Consider the following 18,111-nt stretch of genomic DNA (forward strand, 5'->3'; position numbering starts at 1 on the left):
CTCTTTGGTCAATTTTACCATGTTCATTAAAAATCGGGTAATTAAAAAACCGGGAATATGTACTCCATGAAACATACACAATCCCAGTTTATGAACTAGCTTTTTAAGCAAGATTTTCTTTATAAAGATAAGCAATCGAAAAAATAAAGCCGGTCAAAAAAGTACCAATGGTAAGCAATGAGATACTTGATAAATAATAGGATACTAGACTACTAAATAAGGTAAAAAATAGCCATCTATTCGAGGACTTCATTTCCCATTCACCTCGATTGCCTCCTTGGACTCCCAATAATATTCAGTGAAGATGTCTGAAAAGGCATCTATAGTCCTTGTCAGTTCCTCCAGATTATTGTCTACCCCGCCAACCTCGATTAAAATGGCTCGGTTGGAAATGTCTTGGTTATAAACTCCATTTCCTTCACTTTTCGGTTTCAAAAAGACACCTCTGCTAATACCTGGATATTTCTCTTCCAACCTTTTATTCAATTCCTCTGCAAATTGTTGATTTTGCTCGTAATTTTTATTCTCTTTGCCAATGATAAAATAAATTCTAGCGTATGGTTTCCCATTTATGGTTTTAGTCGTTTTTTCCTTTCTTTGCGAATCCCGATGAATATCGATGAAATATTCTAGTTTTTTATTTTTATTGGCACTTGCCTCGACAATATCGCCTGAAAGCGAATAAGAATCATAATAATCAAGATTACGTTTATGAAGCGCCTGGGTCATATTGGTTTGATCATGTTCGACGCCAATTCCCGCTTTTTGCAGATTGTTACTAAGTCTTTTACCAAGTCCCACTACATTGACACGCGGATCCGAACTGATAGCGTCATTGATACTTTTTGGATTCTTTATGTAGGGAAGATAGGATTCCCAACTGTGAGTTTGGTAAATAAAGACCGTTTTCTCTTGAGAGTTCGAAAATGGAGGTTGAGTAGATTCATCAAGTACGGTATTTTTTATATTTTCCTCCACTAGTTCCCGTTCCTTCAATAGAACATCCAATGGTGGTGATGATTCGTATGGCAGCGTGGCAAGCGTGGTCCCCTCACCAGCCACAACAATTTCAATATCAAACAAACTTAAACCAGGCAATTCATTACCTAAAAAAGTTCTCGTGTCAGTCGGCTTAATATTCGTTGCTAGATGGAATATGGTACTTGTCATATTTGAAATAGTGAAAAGATCCTTCTCACCATCCATTATTTGATAAAAATAATGATTTTCTGCTCGTAGGAAATTCAAAAGGACATTTTGCTGTCCTAATTCACCGAAATTAATATGTATTCCCTTGGAGTCAATTTTGATATTCATGAAAATAATGATGCCAATAAGAATGAAAGTAAACAAAACGCCTAAGATTGTGTGATAGATAACTTTCCAAATACTTTGCCTCATCTTTGTTTTCACCCCTTAAAAGATGTATATGTTCTTAAAAGGGGGATATGGCAAGCAATTTTGCGACAGAATCCATTTTTCACCCAAATCCCGATTTATTTAGGCAGTTGGGCATATGTGGCGAAAGTTGGGCATATCTGCAAAGACTTGGACATATATGAAAAAAGTTGGGCATATGTGGCGAAAAGTTGGGCATATATCTGAAAAGTTGGAAATAAGTATCGAAAAGTTGGGCATAAATTTTCAGAGTTGGGCATATCTGCAAAAACTTGGACATACCAGCCAAAAGTTGGGCATATAAATTTTCCTAAATGGGTGCAATATGATGTTTTAGCCTAAAAACCATAAAAAGTACTTGAAAATACCTCATTTTCATAAAAAACTACCCCAAAATAGCAAATTTTTTATAAAAAAAATGTTCAGACTCCACTTTTGATTGATTTTCTAAAAAAATCACTTATTTTTACTCTTTCGCTTTCTTCCTCAGACATTTTTTCCCTGCCTTTTAAAATCTAATTTTATATCTCACTTTGTTTATTTTTACGATAAGACAGATAGGCATCTTTGTCTTTCAGATGTTCTGGAATATCATCTTTCTCATGTAAATAATCATTGGAAGCATCCTTTACGTTATCAGGCTTTGGTGCAAGTGTTTTCCTAATTTCGTTAAGAAGGTAAACCCCTCTAAATAAACAGCCAACTACAATACCAAACGCGATGAAACCGCCAATTAGCGGACCCATCAATAGCAAAAGATAACCTAATATTGTAGATAGAATGATTGATAATAATAAATACACCACGCCACCCTCTCGTTTCTGAATGATCTCATTACATACAACAATTCTCTTATTTTTCATTTAATCATATAATCTTTTTTTCTAAATCATCCAGTCGTCTATGAATCCGGTAAATAATCGGAGGATACGCTATTTCGATGATCAATATCCACACAATAATTGGCCTCACCCTATTTATAGGATTGCTTTGAATAATTATATCATATTAGCACACCAAAATATTCCATATACGAAGTAGGGCTAAACTCATATTCCGTACTCATAGGAAATATAGATTCATAAAATTTACTCAAATGGAAAATTTGACTTGGAAATACACAGTATATCCTTTACGATAAAAATAACATTAAGGTACATCTTAGAATGCTAGTGAGTTAAAATTGATTGGAGGTATCAAATAAAATGCGGTTATCTAAGTCGTTTTGGGCAATCATTATTCTACAGCTTTATATGATTCTATTTTTACTTCTCCATGATTGGGTGAAAATTGGCCCTTTTACTGACCCGGTTGGGTTTGGTGATGAAAATACTCTTGGTGAAGCTATTTTTCAGACAGCAGTCAACACGCTCCCTATTTTAATCGGATTTATACTAACTTTAATCTACATGGGAAAAAGATTTCCTTTGGCTGCCAAAATTTACATTTGTCTTCTCTATCCGATTTACATGTTCGGTGAGTTCCAAGCTTGGTGGCTACCTTATTTTTTTGGAAAGACCTTGGGAAGGGACTTTGATGGAGTAGTTGAGCGCTATGAGGTTATGTTCGGAAACACTCATGCCTTTTTACCACCATTAAATGGGATCGTTATTAATACAGCACATGTGATCCTGCATCTAAGTACAGTATTGGTGTTTCTATTATTTTTGTATATTTTTAGGTCTTCTGGTAGTGGGAAAGTGACTCGTAATAAAAACCTATCGCAGTAAACATTTTAATTGTAAGCATGAGCTTTGAACTAGAACTTGTATCTTGTTTTTTTGGGGAGTGAGTGTCTATTTGCGGACATACAATCCGTTATTTCACCATTTTAGGCACTTTTAACAAGGAATGCGGACACTGGTACCTCTATTACCCCAAAATTAGCAAACTTTTTAGGCTTTTTAAGACAATAACGGATCTTATGTCCGCAACAGCCCATAAATACCGTCATTTTTAGGAAATAGCGGATTCTATGTCCGAAAAAAAACATGTTGCATGTTTTTTTTGTGGTAAAAGTCCATCAAAGTGAAGTTTGTTCCTTAGTAATATGCAAAACCCGCCACAATGTAGTGGCGGGTCCTTCTTATTTTATCGTAGTGTTTTTAATGCTCCGCTCCAAGCAATAACTTCTTCTAGCATCGCATTAATATTATTTAGATGTAGATCTTGTGGTTTAAATTCCGTTCCATTAACAAAATCGGTAAATAAACTTAAAGTTGGATGGGTGCGGACATCAGCCACTTTTAATTCTCCTAGAATCCCACGTAAATGTTCAGCTGCACGAGCTCCACCAGTTGAACCATAACTTACGATACCGGCAGCTTTGTTATTCCAAGCTTCACGCGCAAAATCAAGAGCGTTCTTTAATGCCCCCGTAATACTGTGATTGTATTCTTGAACGATGAATACGAATCCATCAAGGTTTGCAAGTTTTTCATTCCAAGCTGCTATTCCTGGTTCGGATCCATCAGTTGTTCCTAAAAACGGAAGATTAAAGTCAGCAATGTCGACAATTTCATAATTCGCATCCCCACGTTTGTCAGCAATTCCTTTAACCCACTCTCCAACTTGTGGACTTACACGTCCTTGACGTGTGCTACCTAAAATGATACCTATGTTTAATTTTTCTGTTGTCATCGTTTCTTCCTCCTTCGTTTGTTTCCCAAATAGTTTGTCTAAAAAGCCCATTTATTACACCACCTGTACGTTTGATTCTTTTTGTATTTCTTTCCGAACGCTTGGAGCTATTTCCATCGCTAACAACTCAATTCCTTCAGCGATTTTTTTGAATGGAATTCCACCGATATCGATCTGTACCATTAAACGTTGATGGCCAAAAAGTTCGTATTGATGAAGAATTTTTTCGACAATCTGTTGCGGACTTCCCACAAACAACGCAGTATTCGGAGCTGCCATTTGCTCAAAATCGGATTTTGTGATTCTAGCACTCATCATGCCTCGCTGACGATTAACGTAATTCCAGTAATTAGAATAATACGGATAAAATTCATCCTTTGCTTGTTGGGTTGTCTTTGAGAAATACCCGTGACCCGTAACTCCTACCTTCAGTTTCTCTAACTCATGTCCTGCCTCAATGCCAGATTGACGATATAGGTCAATCAGTGGTTTAAATCGTACAGGTTCGCCACCGAGTATAGCTAAAGTCATTCCGACACCTAATCTGCCCGCACGAGCTGCACTTTCTGGAGTCCCCCCTACACCAGCCCAAATAGGTATCTGGTCTTGTAAAGGTCGTGGAGCAATCTCAGCATTTCTTAACGGAGAGCGAAAACGTCCATCCCACGTAACTCTCTCGTTTTCGTTAAGTTTTAAGAATAATTCTAGGTTTTCCGAGAAAAGAGCGTCATAGTCATTAATGTCATATCCAAATAGAGGGAAAGATTCTATAAATGCCCCGCGTCCAGCAATGATTTCAGCACGTCCATCTGAAACCAAATCCAAAGTAGCATAGTCTTCAAACAGGCGAACAGGATCAATCGTGCTTAATACAGTCGTTGCACTTGTTAACTTAATTTGTTTTGTTCGCCCAGCAATCGCTGCTAAAACAACCGGAACGGCTGAAGTCGCATAATCTAAGCGGTGATGTTCACCAACTCCAAACACATCAAGTCCAGCTTCATCGGCGAGTTTAGCAGCTTCCATTATTTCCTTCATTCTTTGACTGGCACTAATGGGTGTACCTGTTAGCGGATCCGTACTTATATCTCCTAATGTATAGAGACCGATTTCTATCCCCTTATTATTGGCTCCTTCAACTTTTTGCATGATAAGTCACTCCCTCCAGCTTAAACTTTTAGGACAATTCGGTTTCCTGAAGGGTCGGATGTAACATAAGAACCATTTTCTTCTGTAACAGTTGCACCAATACCCTTTAACTGATCAACCGTTTTATTTCTCTTGTCCTCATTTGCCAGCATTAATGTATAGGATTTAAGTCCAACACTGTTAGGAGCTGGTGTTGGGGCACCTACACCGTTCCAAGTATTTAGTCCGATATGGTGATGGTATTTGCCATCTGAGATAAATAATGCTTGGGCACCATATCGGTTTACGACTTCAAATCCAAGTCCCTTCGTATAGAACTCTTCTGTCTTTTTTAATTCTGATACGTGCAAATGGATATGTCCCATCACCGTTTCGGCAGGTAGGCCTTTCCATGACTGCTGTTTTCCACCAGCAAGAAGGTCCTGAAAATTCAATGGATCGACAGTCATTGCCACTTCACCATTACTCCAATTCCATTCGGTAGGGTCCCGGTCGATGTAGATTTCAATTCCATTTCCGTCCGGATCATTTAAATAAAGTGCCTCACTGACAAGATGATCGGAAGAACCAAATCGCAATCCAATTTCTAAGAAATGTTGCACGATTTTTGCTAAATCAGAACGCTTAGGAAGAAGAAGTGCGTAGTGATATAATCCAGTCGTTCTTCCTTGTTTCGGAACAACGTTTGTTGGTTGTTCAATGGATAGTAAAATGGTTTTTCCGTCCGCCGTAAGGCTTGCGGAACGGTCTGTTTGTTCCAATACCTTAAATCCAATAACCTTTTTATAAAAAGCTAACGAACGTTGTAAATTTTCTACCTTTAAAGTTACTTGACCTACAAATGTGATCGGTTCACGATGAAAATTCATTTCCGTTTCCTCCTTATTATCAAGCTTTTTCTGAACGGAACAGTACATTATCTAAAGCTAAAATGGATTTGTTTGTTGCAGCAAGATAGATTGAAATGACCAATAAAGCTAAATCAAGCTCATAGCCTGCCATTTGCCCATTTCCAAGGAATCCAATAGCGAGCTTTACTTTTATAATGGCAACCGCTAAAACAATCGCAAATAATATGGAAATAATTCTTGTACCTATTCCCAGAACAATAGCGATGCCGCCAATTAGCTCAATTAAAGCTACCAGATACGCAGTAAAACCAGGAAGACCTAGATTTTCAAAAAATCCAACCGTATTTTCTATACCACCTTGAAACTTTGCTAATCCATGTATTAAAAAGGTTGCCCCTAAAAATACTCTTAAAATAGTTGCTACGACTTCATTTTTTCTTAACATTTACTTAACTCTCCTTCGTTATGTTGTTAACTAACAAATTTAATATACAATTTATTAGTTGGTTACTTTATGTAAGTAAGTATATTATTATACCATACTAAAGTCAAGTAAGTATTTTATATTATGTAATTTAATTATTTGTATATAGTTTAATAAGATCATTCGTTTTAATAACACAAAAAGGGATCTAACTACATAGCATGTGCAGTAGTTGTATCCCTTCTTAACATTTTTATTTTAAATTAGCCTTTTATACCACTGAGATGCCGCTTCCACTTCTTCAAGGGTCAATTGATGGCCTCTGTTTTCCCAATGTATCTCTACATTCGCATTCGCTTTTTCTAATAAGGACTGCAATTCGGCTGATTCCTGCGGTGAACAAATCGGATCATTTGTCCCAGCTCCAATAAATACAGCCTTCCCAGATAAATCAGGTAGTTCAATCCCTCTTCTTGGTACCATTGGATGATGAAGGATGGCCGCTTTTAAAGCATTTTGATAATGAAATAATAAACTTGCTGCAATATTGGCTCCATTGGAGTAACCAATTGCGATTATATTATCACGATCAAATTCATATTCCTTAGCCGCCTCATCAAGAAATGCGTATAATTCTTTCGTGCGGAATATGAGGTCTTCTTCATCAAAGACTCCTTCAGCTAATCTTTTAAAAAATCTTGGCATTCCATTTTCTAAAATATTTCCTCGGACACTTAAAACCGAAGCTTCCTCATCAATTCTTCCTGCTAGAGGTAGTAAATCTAATTCATTACCTCCTGTTCCATGCAACAAAAGTAAAGTAGGCTTTGTTAAATCTTTTCCTTTATTAAATATGTGCTTCATGATTGATCTCCCTTCAAAACAAGAATTTAGATATTCGGTATGATTTCATAGAAAAATTGATTATGAACGAACTTCTCGCACCTTTATAGGTATTAATCTGCGCTCAAGTTGTTCTCTATATTGTTCATATTGACTTGGAAGCATTAATTTTTCACCCATTGTTTCTTGTGATTCATCATGAGCAAAACCTGGAGGATCCGTTGCAATTTCAAAAAGAAGTTCCCCATGCTCTCTAAAGTAGATAGCATTAAAATAATTTCGATCCTGTACAGGTGTCACACCATATCCGTTCTCTGCTACATACTTTTGCCAATCTAATTGATCTTGGTCGTCTTTTGCGCGCCAAGCAATGTGGTGAACGGTTCCAACACCCATTTGCCCACGACCGATAGGAGTTTGTTTAACATCAATGATATTTCCTATATCTGCAGTGGAACGAAACCGAGCGAAATCTCCTTCTTTTCCAATTTGTTCAAGTCCCATTACTTTTTCCAGTAATTCTGCAGTTTTGTTAGGCTGGCTGGAAAATAGAATAGCTCCTCCAAAACCTTTTATCGCCACTTCTGGTGTAACACCAGCAAACGTCCAAGTATTCACTTCACCTTCTTCGCGTTCCACGATTTCTAAATGAAGCCCATGAGGATCATTAAATTGCAAATACTCTTCACCAAATCGTTCCGTTTTAGTGAAAGAAATTTGAAACTTTTCTAATCTCTGTTCCCAGAAGCCGAGAGCACCTTTTGGAACAACATAAGAAGTTACTCCTACCTGCCCGTCGCCAACTCTCCCTGGATAGGCGTTAGCCCACGGAAAGAAAGTAATGATGGTTCCAGGTTTTCCACCTTCATTACCAAAATACAAGTGATAAGTACCCGGATCATCAAAATTAACCGTTTGCTTTACTAAACGTAAACCTAACACTCCTGCATAAAAATCTACATTTTCCTGTGGATGTCCTACAATTGCAGTAATATGGTGAATCCCCATTGTTTTTTTACTCATTTATTACCACTCCTTTATTAGCTCGTTTATTTTGAAAACTTGATAGTTTATTTTGACCTGATAGTTGAAAATGCAATCTAACGCTTCTATTTATCTTTAATTACAATATCTTGAATCTGAGATAATAATAATTTATAATATCTTATATGTCAATGTTATTCGTTAAATTAAAGGGAAAGGATTCATTTTATGGATGGAAACAATTATTGTAGATGAAGAAGTTGCATCTGTAGGAACCTTCAATATCGATACACGAAGTTTTCGTTTAAATTTTGAAGTCAGTAGCGAAGCAGCAGATAAAAAAAGAACTGTAGACGGTCCAATTACACTACAGTTCTTTTGTTTGGATAAAATCATGCAAGCTTAGTCTATTAAGTTATGGGGTAGTTTTTAGGGCCTCGGCAAATCTTTTGATCCCTTCATTAATAGATTTTTCATTCTCTCTAGCAAAAGTAAATCGTACATAACCTTTTTGAGATCCCATTGTCGATCCGGGGACAAAGATGACTCCTTTTTTTAGAGCATTTTCCAATAATTTCATTTCGTCAACTTCCCTCTTTAATTTACACCAAATATGGATTCCACCCTGAGGTATCGTAAATTCGACTTTATCATGTAAGAAAAGTCTAAGACTCGTAATGATTTGATTTCTCCGTATTTCTAATTCCTTTACTAGTTTTTTTATATGTGAATGAAAATGTCCTGACTCTAAAAAATCATTCGCAATCCATTGCGTAAAGCTGGCATGGCCAAAATCGATGATTTGTTTAGCATCCGATAACCTCTCTATAACCGATTTTGGTCCAACTATCCAACCAATTCTTAAACCCGAAGCAACGATTTTTGATAAAGAACTAATGTATAGGACATTACCATGTTTATCTAGTGATTTTAAGGTTGATACTTGTTCTCCGTTATAAGAAGTTAAACTATACGGATCGTCTTCCACCACAGGTATCCCATGTTCCGAAGAGATATCTAAGATAGTCTTCAGCCTAGTTTCTTTTAGGAGAGTACCGGTTGGATTTTGAAAAGCTGGATTTAAAAAGATCATTCGGATACGATGTTTTTTAAGTAATTCCAATAACTCATTCGGATTTAGCCCATCGCTATTGACAGGTAAATAGAAAATTTTCAAACCTGCCGATTTAAATATCGGCAAACTATAATGATACGATGGATCCTCGATTACCACGGCATCACCAGGTTTTAATAAACACTGAACGACTAAGTGTAGGGCTTGTTGTGCTCCAGACGTAATCAGGATAGAGGAGGGATTTGTTTCAATATCTCGGAACTCATTCACATGCTTGGAAATCGTATTCCGTAATATTGCATTTCCCTGTGGATGATCATAACCAAGCCTTCCAATAAAGGATCTCGTTGATGTAATCTCTCTAAAAGATTCCAGCGGAAAAAGATCTTCCGATAATTCCCCACTGGCTAGATTGATGAGCTTTTGCTCTTCCATCTCTTTACGTATTCTTTGAGTGACCGGTAAATTGGGTAAAAATGAACCAGCTTCTATGTACCTGTTCCAACTTGGAATACGTTTTTTGGTTATCCCCCATATATCCTTACTGATCATTGTACCACTTCCACGATTGCGTTGAATAAGCCCATTTGATTGGAGTTCATCATAGGCTGATACGACAGTACTTCTATTAATATTTAACTCTTTTGCTAAGTATCTCTCCGAGGGTAGCGGTTTATCCTGTGGAAAAGTTCCGTCCGCAATACCATTTTCAATATATTCAGCAAGTTGTTTGTATATCGGTTTCTTCGCATCTCGGTTAGGTTTCCAATCCATTAGTCACATTCCTTTTAATTAAAATTGTAACCTTACACACCATAGCCTAGCTTGGTTAAATCTCCAGCTAAATTAAATAACCTATTGAGTCATTACGACCAATAGGTTATAAAAAGAAAAACTAAATAAATTTAATATACACGCCGAGGGCTAATAAAGAAATTAAAATAACTACTACATATATTAAAGTCAAGTTGGTTGTATTTCTTTTTGTTGCACTCCGATAATTGCTATCACTTTTTCCCGTTAGCAATAAGGTTCCTATAAAAGAACCAATTAAAATAATGATGACCAAGGTTACTAATATTTCCATTATACACCTCTTTGTTGTTAGGTAAAAAAAATAACCTATACTCTTTTATATGAAGATAAATAAAAGATGAATTCAAATAATCATTATAAAATAAATATTAATATTTTGACCATCCACTTTGCAAATATTTTGACCATCCACTTATTATTTTTATCTTTCATGATGGCCCATTGTTTAGGCATCCATCTTATTCATATACCAAAATGGAAAAATACCGATTTCCTTCATGGAAACCGGATTTTATCCATTTTCAACCTTTTCACCTAAACGGTAACTAGCTCTCTTTGTTCTTGTTCTTCAAGACTGTCCATTGGTCCAAAGAATTCAAAATGAATTTGCTGTTCACTCACTCCTAAATCCTTTAATGAACGATTGATTATTTTCATAAAAGCTATTGGTCCACAGAAATAAAAATCGGTATTTTTAACAGGTATATTTTTTTCAAGCCAATCCTTTGTGATATATCCTTCCTGATCGAACCGGTTGCTTTCACGATCTTCCTTAGTTGGTGAAGCATAAAATACAAACGATTTAACATTTTCAAGCGCTGAAATTGCTTCGACTTCTTCTCTAAGTGCATGCAGCTTACCATTTTCAGCCGCATGGATAAAAGTAACTTTTCTTTCAGGTTGTACCTCAACAATCGTTTTTAACATACTAATGATGGGAGTTAATCCAACCCCGCCACTTATCAATACAACGGGACTATCACAGCTGGTATCAAGAACAAAGTCGCCAGCCGGAGCACTTACCTTTAGAATGTCACCTACTACTACCTGATCATGAAGATAGTTAGAGACGGTTCCATTGGGTTTGGAAGAGCCTGATTCTCTTTTTACACTAATCCGATAATAATCCTTTCCAGGAGCATCAGATAAACTATATTGTCGGATATGGGTATAGGCTTCTCCATCTACTTCCAGTTTAATGCTAATATACTGACCTGGAAGAAAAGTTGCCATTTCGTTTGCATCTTCTGGTTTTAAGTAGAAGGAAGTAATCACATCACTTTCTTTCACTTTCCGATCCACTACAAAGTTGCGGAAACCATCCCATCCTCCCTGCTGACTAGAAGCCTCATTATACATTTCAGCTTCTACACTAATAAATGCATCCGCTATTACGCTATATGCCTTTGCCCAGGCATTCATTATTTCATCCGTTGCTGCATCACCTAAAACATCTTTAATCGCTAATAGAAGATGCTTGCCGACAATCGGATAATGTTCCGGCTTAATACCTAGACTTCTATGCTTATGCCCAATTTGTTTAACCACTGGGATGATCGTTTCAGAATTATCAATATACTTAGCTGCAGCATATACCGTACTTGCAAGTGCCTTTTGCTGTCTGCCCTGTTTTTGGTTTGCATGGTTAAAAATATTCAATAATTCAGGATGATTCCCAAACATCAGTTGATAAAATTTAGTCGTTATAGCTTCACCATGTTTTTCTAGTACTGGTACGGTAGATTTAACGATTTCAATTGTTTTTTGGTCTAACACTCGTAACACTCCTTCATATGCAATTAATACTATTTACATGGTGATTATATTAAATAAATAACACTGAATAAGTGATTTAAATCACATATTATTTTATTTAGATAATTTATAGGAATCTAGTTTGGTATTTTGTCATAAATTCTAAAATGAACTTAGCACTTATTAATACAATGGAACATATCTTGCTGACTATCATATTCCTAAACAAAAAAGCCATTCCACTATTTATGTTTGGAATGGCTTTTAGACTAAAATAATCGGAACATATTGGTCATTTTTTTAAAAGTTTCTTATAATGTTAATGCTTTGTCGTAAAATCGGGTACAAGCCAATGGATTAGCAATCCGGCAATGGTAGCAAAGGCGATACCATAATGAGCATATCCAACCCCGATAATGAAGACAATGGCTACGATAATCAAATTTTTCATATTAACTAGATTCACTTTTTCCTCAATGAGGTGACGGATTCCCATCGCAGCGATCATACCAAACAACAATATACATATGCCACCCATTACAGCAACTGGAATGGATTGAATAAGAGCGCCAACTTTACCGAACAGACCAAGAATAATGGCTAGAACAGCAGCGCCTTGAATAATCCTGCTGGAAAACTGACGTGTGATAGCTAAAACCCCTAGATTCTCTGCATAAGTTGTTTGGGCTGGTCCGCCTATAAAGCCAGATATGAGTGTTGCAACACCATTTCCCCATAAGATTCTCGAAAATCCAGGATTCTTTGTCACATCTTTCCCAATAATCTCATTTAACACAAACATATGTCCAAGGTCTTCGATGATGGTAACGAGGGCAATCGGCGCCATTCCAAGAATCACGACCCAGGTAAATTCCGGCATAGTGACATGGGGTAGAACAAAAGCAGGTGCAGAGGCAATCGTATCAAAATCAATAAATCCACGTACCGCGGCATAGCCGTACCCTACTGCAAGACCGATTATGAGTGGCAACAGTCGTATCACCTTTGGGCCTGCAAGCGCTGCAATGATGGCTGCAAGAAGACTGACGATCGCAACATCCCATTGGGTCGAAGCCATGTTAGTTACCGCCGTGGTTGCCAGTGAAAGACCAATAATACTGACAACAGGTCCGGTGACAACGGCTGGAATGACCTTACGTACTTTTTCAAAACCGACAAAGGTAATAATCAAAGATACAATGGCATAAACAATGGAAACGCTGATAAGACCTGCAACGGCTTGACCAGGTGAATGTAACTTCCCAACATATAAAGCAAGTGGAGCTATAAAGGCAAAGGATGAACCTAGATACATAGGAACCTTACCGCCTGTGATAAGATGGAAAATCAAGGTTCCGACACCACTGGCAATAAGGGCACTTCCTGGATCAAGACCGGTTAAAGCTGGCACTAAAACGGTTGCACCGAACATCGCAAACAAATGCTGTAAAGATAATGGTATCGCTTTCAAAAATGCTTTCAAACATTTTCCCCCCTTTAATAGTACCTTCACTATGATATATTCATTCTATTTTTTTTTAGAATACATGGAAGTTCTTTTGTCCCATTTAATTTCCTCCGCTAAAGGTCCTTTAGGAATAGAATAAAAACAAATGATGTCGGAGGAAATTTCGATTTATTACCAATCAAATTTTGGACAAAATAGTTTTAGTAGTAATAAGAAATTCTAATAGAACGATTTTTTTAATAATGTAAGTCCTATATCAGGGTTCATGTTTTTTAGGGGGGCATATGCTTGGAAATACTTTACCGGGCCATAATCGTTTTTTTTGCAGGATATTTCTTGTTAAGAGTCACAGGAAAAAAGGCCGTTGCTCAAATGCATACTTTTGATTTACTTTACATTCTGGTCCTTACCAATATCATTAGTACGCCAGTCGAAGTGGAGAGTATTGGAAAAGCAATTGTTTATTCTGTCATTATGGTGATTTTATACAAAATTATTATACGATTATCTTTACATAACAAATTACGATGGATTATTTACGAAAATCCCACTGTATTAATTCAAAATGGAAAAATAGATAGAAAAATGCTAAAAAAAGAACGTATGCCATTGAATGAATTACTATCACAACTTAGGGTAAAAGGGTACACAGATACACAAAATATTGCGATTGCCATTATGGAGCAAACCGGTGATTTAAGCGTTTTCCCAAAGTCGGAATATCGTCCTGTTCAACCTAATGATTTAAAATTAAATGTTAGTAAAGCATATCTTCCCATACCACTGATCATGGATGGTCAAATTGTAAGTCATAATTTGAAATATTTGCAATTAGATAATGAATGGTTAATGAACGAAGTAAAAAAAGTAGGTCAGAAAGTAGAGAATATAACATTAGCGACATATTTAGAAAACGGAGAATTATTTATAGATGCAAATAATATTCAAAAACATAAGGGCGATCCATATTACTACAAGCCTGGGAGAGATAATTGAGTGGGAAATTTACCACAGGTACTTTCCTATTAGGGCGGAGATTGTGTGGGCGAGCATCGCCCCTTTTTTGGGATTCCAAGGTAAAAAAGCAAAATAAAAAACCACCAAATATGTATTTGGTGGAGACGGAGGGAGTCGAACCCTCGTCCAAAGATAACGGCACTTAAGCTTCTACGAGTGTAGTCGACATATTCGCGTTTCGCTGAATCCATCTGCCTATCGACAGGCGCCCGGCCAGCTAGCCTGGTTGTTCTCTTCCTTTGCCCTCAGACGGTGAGCTCCGGCGTAGCCTACTTAGAGTGAGTCCGCTACCCTACCACATAGGCGATGGAGGGGCGAACAGCTATGCAGTATTAAGCTGCGAAAGCTAAGTTGTTGTTAGTTTTGCCAGTTATAGGCGTTGACGTTTTAACGAGGCCGATCCCCTCGACTCGCCACCCAAGCTCGAACTACCCCTGTCGAATCCGTAGCGTCCCCATGTTAGAATGGTCAGCATTGCTTGTTCGCCATGCTTGACGTTCGGAAGCTCATGTTTTAGTTGAGCTAAGTGTTTGTCGCTTTTGTTTCTTTGTAACCCGGCGACATAATTTATTATAACACACAGCTATGGTTTTTCAATTGTTAGTTACTGTAAATGTATTTCCATTTGTTGTTGATTATTGTTTTTGGCGATCGCGGAATGCACGTTCAATCTCACGTTTTGCTTCTTTTTGCTTTAGGTCTTCACGTTTGTCGTAATTCTTTTTCCCTTTGGCAAGACCGAGTAGAACCTTGCAGAATCCATTTTTTAAATAAAGTTTTAATGGAACAAGCGCATATCCAACTTCTTTTGTTTCACCTAATAGCTTGTTGATTTCCCGTCTGTGCAGTAGTAGCTTTCTTGGTCGTAAAGGATCATGGTTGTAGCGGTTACCTTGCTCATACGGGCTTACGTGCATGCTGTATAACCAAGCTTCACCATTTTGAATTCTTGCATAGGAATCCTTTAAGTTCACTTTTCCGGCACGAATTGACTTGATCTCCGTTCCTTGAAGGACGATTCCGGTTTCGTATGTTTCTTCAATAAAATAATCATGATATGCTTTTTTGTTTTGGGCAACCTGTTTGCCTTCTCCTTTTGGCATCTTGTCTCCCCCTTCCTATTGCTTCATTTTATCAAAAGATTGATTTGGATGAAAGAGGGATGATGATGAAAGACAATTTGGGTCCGTTTTGGGCTAAAAATGTCTTTCATCGAGCTTATGAAGGACATTTTGACCTTGTTGCATCTTAATGTCCTTCATAAAAAGTCTATCTCCGTTTTTTCGATTTCCGCTTGGCACTTGGGGCGTTCTCGTAGAATTTACGTTTCTTTTTTGCTTTTTTTCCCTCGCCACCAGCACCAGAACCTCCGCCGGAATTGCCTCGTCCTTGGCCACCAGACTCTTCTCGAGAACCTCCACCTTGGCGTCCATCTCGACCACGGCCTTGGCCACCGCCACGTGCGCCCTGGCGACCTCCGCCACCGTTACCACCACTTGTTCTGAAAATCTTCTTCGTATCACTTCGTTCGCGACGAGTTCCCTTCATACCAACGATTTCAAAGTCAATCGAGCGTTCCTCTTTATTGACGTTGATAACGCGGACCGTAATCTCGTCGCCGATGCGAAAGACGTTTCCGGTGCGTTCGCCAATCATCGCATAATGGCGCTCATCAAAACGATAGTAATCATCGGTCATATAGCTGACATGAACTAGACCCTCAATCGTATTTGGAAGTTCTACGAACATACCAAAATTCGTCACAGAACTAATTATTCCGTCGTATTCTTGACCAATTTTATCCTCCATGTACTCGGCTTTCTTCAACTCATCCGTTTCACGCTCGGCATCGACAGCACGACGCTCCATTTTCGAAGAATGCATCGCGATCTCAGGTAAAAGGGCATTCCATTTTTCCCGTGTCGCATCATCCAACTTGCCCTCAACTAAATAAGTACGAATTAATCGATGGACGATCAGGTCAGGATAACGTCGAATAGGTGAAGTAAAGTGCGTGTAATATTCGGTCGATAATCCGAAGTGCCCTAGGCTTTGCGGATCATATTTTGCTTGCTGCATCGAGCGTAGCATGACGGTTGATACAACCATTTCTTCCGGTTTCCCTTGTACTTCTTCAATTATTTCCTGTAGGGCTCTTGGGTGAACGGAATTCGCCGTTCCGCGAACTAAATAACCGAAGTTCGTTATGAATTCGAAGAATCTTTGTAATTTTTCTTCCTTCGGATCCTCATGAATTCGGTAGATGAACGGAACATCTAACCAATGGAAATGCTCAGCAATCGTTTCGTTTGCCGCCAACATGAATTCTTCAATTAGTCGTTCAGCAACCGAACGTTCGCGAAGAACCACATCAACTGGTTTGCCGTCCTCTTCTACTAAAACCTTTGCCTCTTTAAAATCAAAGTCAATCGCGCCACGGTTCATTCGCTTTTCTCGCAAAATGGCAGCAAGCTCTCCCATCAGCTCAAACATTGGAACGAGCGCCTCATAGCGTTTCATAGCCTCTTCATCTTTATCGACTAAAATTTTATTCACATCAGAATAGGTCATACGCTCTGTTGTTTTAATGACACTTTGGAAAATTTCGTGCGAAATGACTTCTCCTGTAGTGGTAATTTCCATCTCACAAGATAGTGTTAGGCGATCAACCTTGGGATTTAACGAGCAAATTCCGTTTGATAGTCGATGTGGAATCATTGGAATCACGCGGTCTACAAGGTACACACTCGTTGCGCGGTCAGCCGCTTCACGATCAATAGGTGAATCTTCGGTAACATAATAAGAAACGTCTGCAATATGGACCCCGAGCTTAAAGTTGCCATTGGTTAATTTTTCAACCGTAACGGCATCGTCTAAATCTTTAGCATCCGCACCATCAATTGTGACGATGACTTCGTTTCGTAAGTCACGGCGATTCTCAAGCTCACTCGGATCAATTTCGTCCGGGGTTTCATTGGCGTGCTGAATCGCTTCCTCAGGGAACGGTCCTGGTAGGCCGTGCTTGTGAATGACGGAGAGAATATCGACTCCTGGATCATTTTTATGACCGAGAATTTCAATGATTTCTCCTTCAGCACTTTTTCGGCCCTCTGGATAGCTGGTTAATTGGACGACAACCTTATGTCCTTCAACGGCACCTTTTGAGCCAGCTTTCGGAATAAAGATGTCACTGGCAAATTTTTTATCATCAGGAATGACGAAACCGAAACTCTTACTTTCGACGTATGTACCGACAACCCGCTGGATGCCTCTTTCTAAAATTCGTACAATTGTACCTTCCCGTCTTTGTCCGGACGTTTCACTGTTAATTCTAGCAAGGACGATGTCGCCGTGCATGGCTTGGTTCGTTTCATTTGGTGGGATAAAAATATCATCCATGCCGGGTTCATCTGGGATGACAAAAGCAAAGCCTTTTGCATGTCCTGTTAGTTTCCCGCGGATTAGATTCATTTTTTCTGGAAGTCCGTAACGATTGCTGCGTGTTCGGACAACTAGCCCTTTTTCTTCCATAAGGACTAGCGCTTTGACAAAATCCTTGAAGTCTGCCGAGTCCTTAATGCCAAAGGATTGCTCGAGCTCTTGAACGGTAAGTGGTTTATAGGTTTCTTCCTTCATATGCCGGAGTAGGCGGTCAATATGGTTTTGAATTTCTTCAGTCATTTTGCCAACC

16 protein-coding genes, 1 other RNA gene and 1 pseudogene are annotated in these 18,111 nt (G+C 38.2%); 3 read left to right on the forward strand and 15 right to left on the reverse strand.

Annotated elements, in window-relative coordinates; all coding sequences use genetic code 11:
• Positions 1-103: 103 nt before the first annotated feature.
• The 3 genes from ACX9YW_RS12720 to ACX9YW_RS12730 form a co-directional block, all read right to left on the reverse strand.
• Positions 104-253: a hypothetical protein gene (locus tag ACX9YW_RS12720; RefSeq protein ID WP_460346890.1), complete on the reverse strand. Its 150-nt coding sequence runs from the start codon at positions 251-253 to the stop codon at positions 104-106.
• Positions 250-1,401 carry a stage II sporulation protein P gene (gene spoIIP, locus ACX9YW_RS12725; protein ID WP_460346892.1) on the reverse strand — a complete coding sequence of 384 codons (1,152 nt, stop codon included), beginning with the start codon at positions 1,399-1,401 and terminating at the stop codon, positions 250-252. Before spoIIP ends, ACX9YW_RS12720 begins: the two co-directional genes overlap by 4 nt.
• 518 nt (positions 1,402-1,919) lie before the next feature.
• Positions 1,920-2,204: a hypothetical protein gene (locus tag ACX9YW_RS12730; protein WP_460346894.1), complete on the reverse strand. Its 285-nt coding sequence runs from the start codon at positions 2,202-2,204 to the stop codon at positions 1,920-1,922.
• Between the two features lie 399 nt (positions 2,205-2,603).
• Here ACX9YW_RS12730 and ACX9YW_RS12735 point away from each other — a divergent pair, with 399 nt between their 5' ends.
• Positions 2,604-3,128: a hypothetical protein gene (locus tag ACX9YW_RS12735; protein WP_460346896.1), complete on the forward strand. Its 525-nt coding sequence runs from the start codon at positions 2,604-2,606 to the stop codon at positions 3,126-3,128.
• A 361-nt stretch (positions 3,129-3,489) separates the two neighbouring features.
• On the opposite strand, the gene ACX9YW_RS12740 is transcribed toward ACX9YW_RS12735, so the two are convergent.
• The 6 genes from ACX9YW_RS12740 to ACX9YW_RS12765 all read right to left on the reverse strand — a co-directional run bounded on the left by ACX9YW_RS12740 (position 3,490) and on the right by ACX9YW_RS12765 (position 8,328).
• Positions 3,490-4,089 carry an NADPH-dependent FMN reductase gene (locus tag ACX9YW_RS12740; protein ID WP_460346898.1) on the reverse strand — a complete coding sequence of 200 codons (600 nt, stop codon included), beginning with the start codon at positions 4,087-4,089 and terminating at the stop codon, positions 3,490-3,492.
• Between the two features lie 3 nt (positions 4,090-4,092).
• Entirely contained in the window at positions 4,093-5,187 is a 1,095-nt protein-coding gene (locus ACX9YW_RS12745; protein ID WP_460346900.1) for an LLM class flavin-dependent oxidoreductase, read from the reverse strand.
• Between the two features lie 20 nt (positions 5,188-5,207).
• Positions 5,208-6,056, reverse strand: a complete 849-nt coding sequence (locus tag ACX9YW_RS12750) for a VOC family protein (RefSeq protein WP_460346902.1) — start codon at positions 6,054-6,056, stop codon at positions 5,208-5,210.
• Between the two features lie 19 nt (positions 6,057-6,075).
• On the reverse strand, positions 6,076-6,483 hold the full coding sequence (locus ACX9YW_RS12755) for a DoxX family protein (RefSeq protein WP_460346904.1): 408 nt from the start codon (positions 6,481-6,483) through the stop codon (positions 6,076-6,078).
• A gap of 237 nt (positions 6,484-6,720) precedes the next feature.
• Entirely contained in the window at positions 6,721-7,326 is a 606-nt protein-coding gene (locus tag ACX9YW_RS12760; RefSeq protein WP_460346906.1) for an alpha/beta hydrolase, read from the reverse strand.
• 60 nt (positions 7,327-7,386) lie between these two features.
• Complete coding sequence (locus ACX9YW_RS12765; RefSeq protein ID WP_460346907.1) at positions 7,387-8,328, reverse strand: ring-cleaving dioxygenase; 942 nt, start codon at positions 8,326-8,328, stop codon at positions 7,387-7,389.
• 166 nt (positions 8,329-8,494) lie between these two features.
• Here ACX9YW_RS12765 and ACX9YW_RS12770 point away from each other — a divergent pair.
• A pseudogene (locus ACX9YW_RS12770) lies at positions 8,495-8,614 on the forward strand (hypothetical protein); the annotation flags it as partial.
• Between the two features lie 90 nt (positions 8,615-8,704).
• Here the strand turns inward: ACX9YW_RS12770 and pdxR are convergent.
• From pdxR to ACX9YW_RS12785, 3 genes are all read right to left on the reverse strand, one after another.
• Positions 8,705-10,138, reverse strand: coding sequence for a MocR-like pyridoxine biosynthesis transcription factor PdxR (gene pdxR, locus ACX9YW_RS12775; RefSeq protein WP_460346909.1), 1,434 nt, complete (start codon positions 10,136-10,138; stop codon positions 8,705-8,707).
• Between the two features lie 576 nt (positions 10,139-10,714).
• Positions 10,715-11,956 carry an NO-inducible flavohemoprotein gene (gene hmpA / locus ACX9YW_RS12780; protein ID WP_460346911.1) on the reverse strand — a complete coding sequence of 414 codons (1,242 nt, stop codon included), beginning with the start codon at positions 11,954-11,956 and terminating at the stop codon, positions 10,715-10,717.
• A 298-nt stretch (positions 11,957-12,254) separates the two neighbouring features.
• Positions 12,255-13,367 carry a uracil-xanthine permease family protein gene (locus ACX9YW_RS12785; RefSeq protein WP_460347102.1) on the reverse strand — a complete coding sequence of 371 codons (1,113 nt, stop codon included), beginning with the start codon at positions 13,365-13,367 and terminating at the stop codon, positions 12,255-12,257.
• Positions 13,368-13,691: 324 nt separating this feature from the next.
• Between ACX9YW_RS12785 and ACX9YW_RS12790 the strand changes: the two genes are divergently transcribed.
• Positions 13,692-14,399 (forward strand): DUF421 domain-containing protein, encoded by a 708-nt coding sequence (locus ACX9YW_RS12790; RefSeq protein WP_460346913.1) that lies wholly within the window; start codon positions 13,692-13,694, stop codon positions 14,397-14,399.
• Positions 14,400-14,516: 117 nt separating this feature from the next.
• On the opposite strand, the gene ssrA is transcribed toward ACX9YW_RS12790, so the two are convergent.
• From ssrA to rnr, 3 genes are all read right to left on the reverse strand, one after another.
• Positions 14,517-14,876, reverse strand: a transfer-messenger RNA (tmRNA) gene (gene ssrA / locus ACX9YW_RS12795).
• A 179-nt stretch (positions 14,877-15,055) separates the two neighbouring features.
• On the reverse strand, positions 15,056-15,523 hold the full coding sequence (gene smpB, locus ACX9YW_RS12800) for an SsrA-binding protein SmpB (protein WP_460346915.1): 468 nt from the start codon (positions 15,521-15,523) through the stop codon (positions 15,056-15,058).
• Between the two features lie 166 nt (positions 15,524-15,689).
• Complete coding sequence (gene rnr, locus ACX9YW_RS12805) at positions 15,690-18,101, reverse strand: ribonuclease R (RefSeq protein ID WP_460346917.1); 2,412 nt, start codon at positions 18,099-18,101, stop codon at positions 15,690-15,692.
• Positions 18,102-18,111 lie beyond the last annotated feature (10 nt).

This window comes from Pseudoneobacillus rhizolycopersici (genome assembly GCF_054786815.1).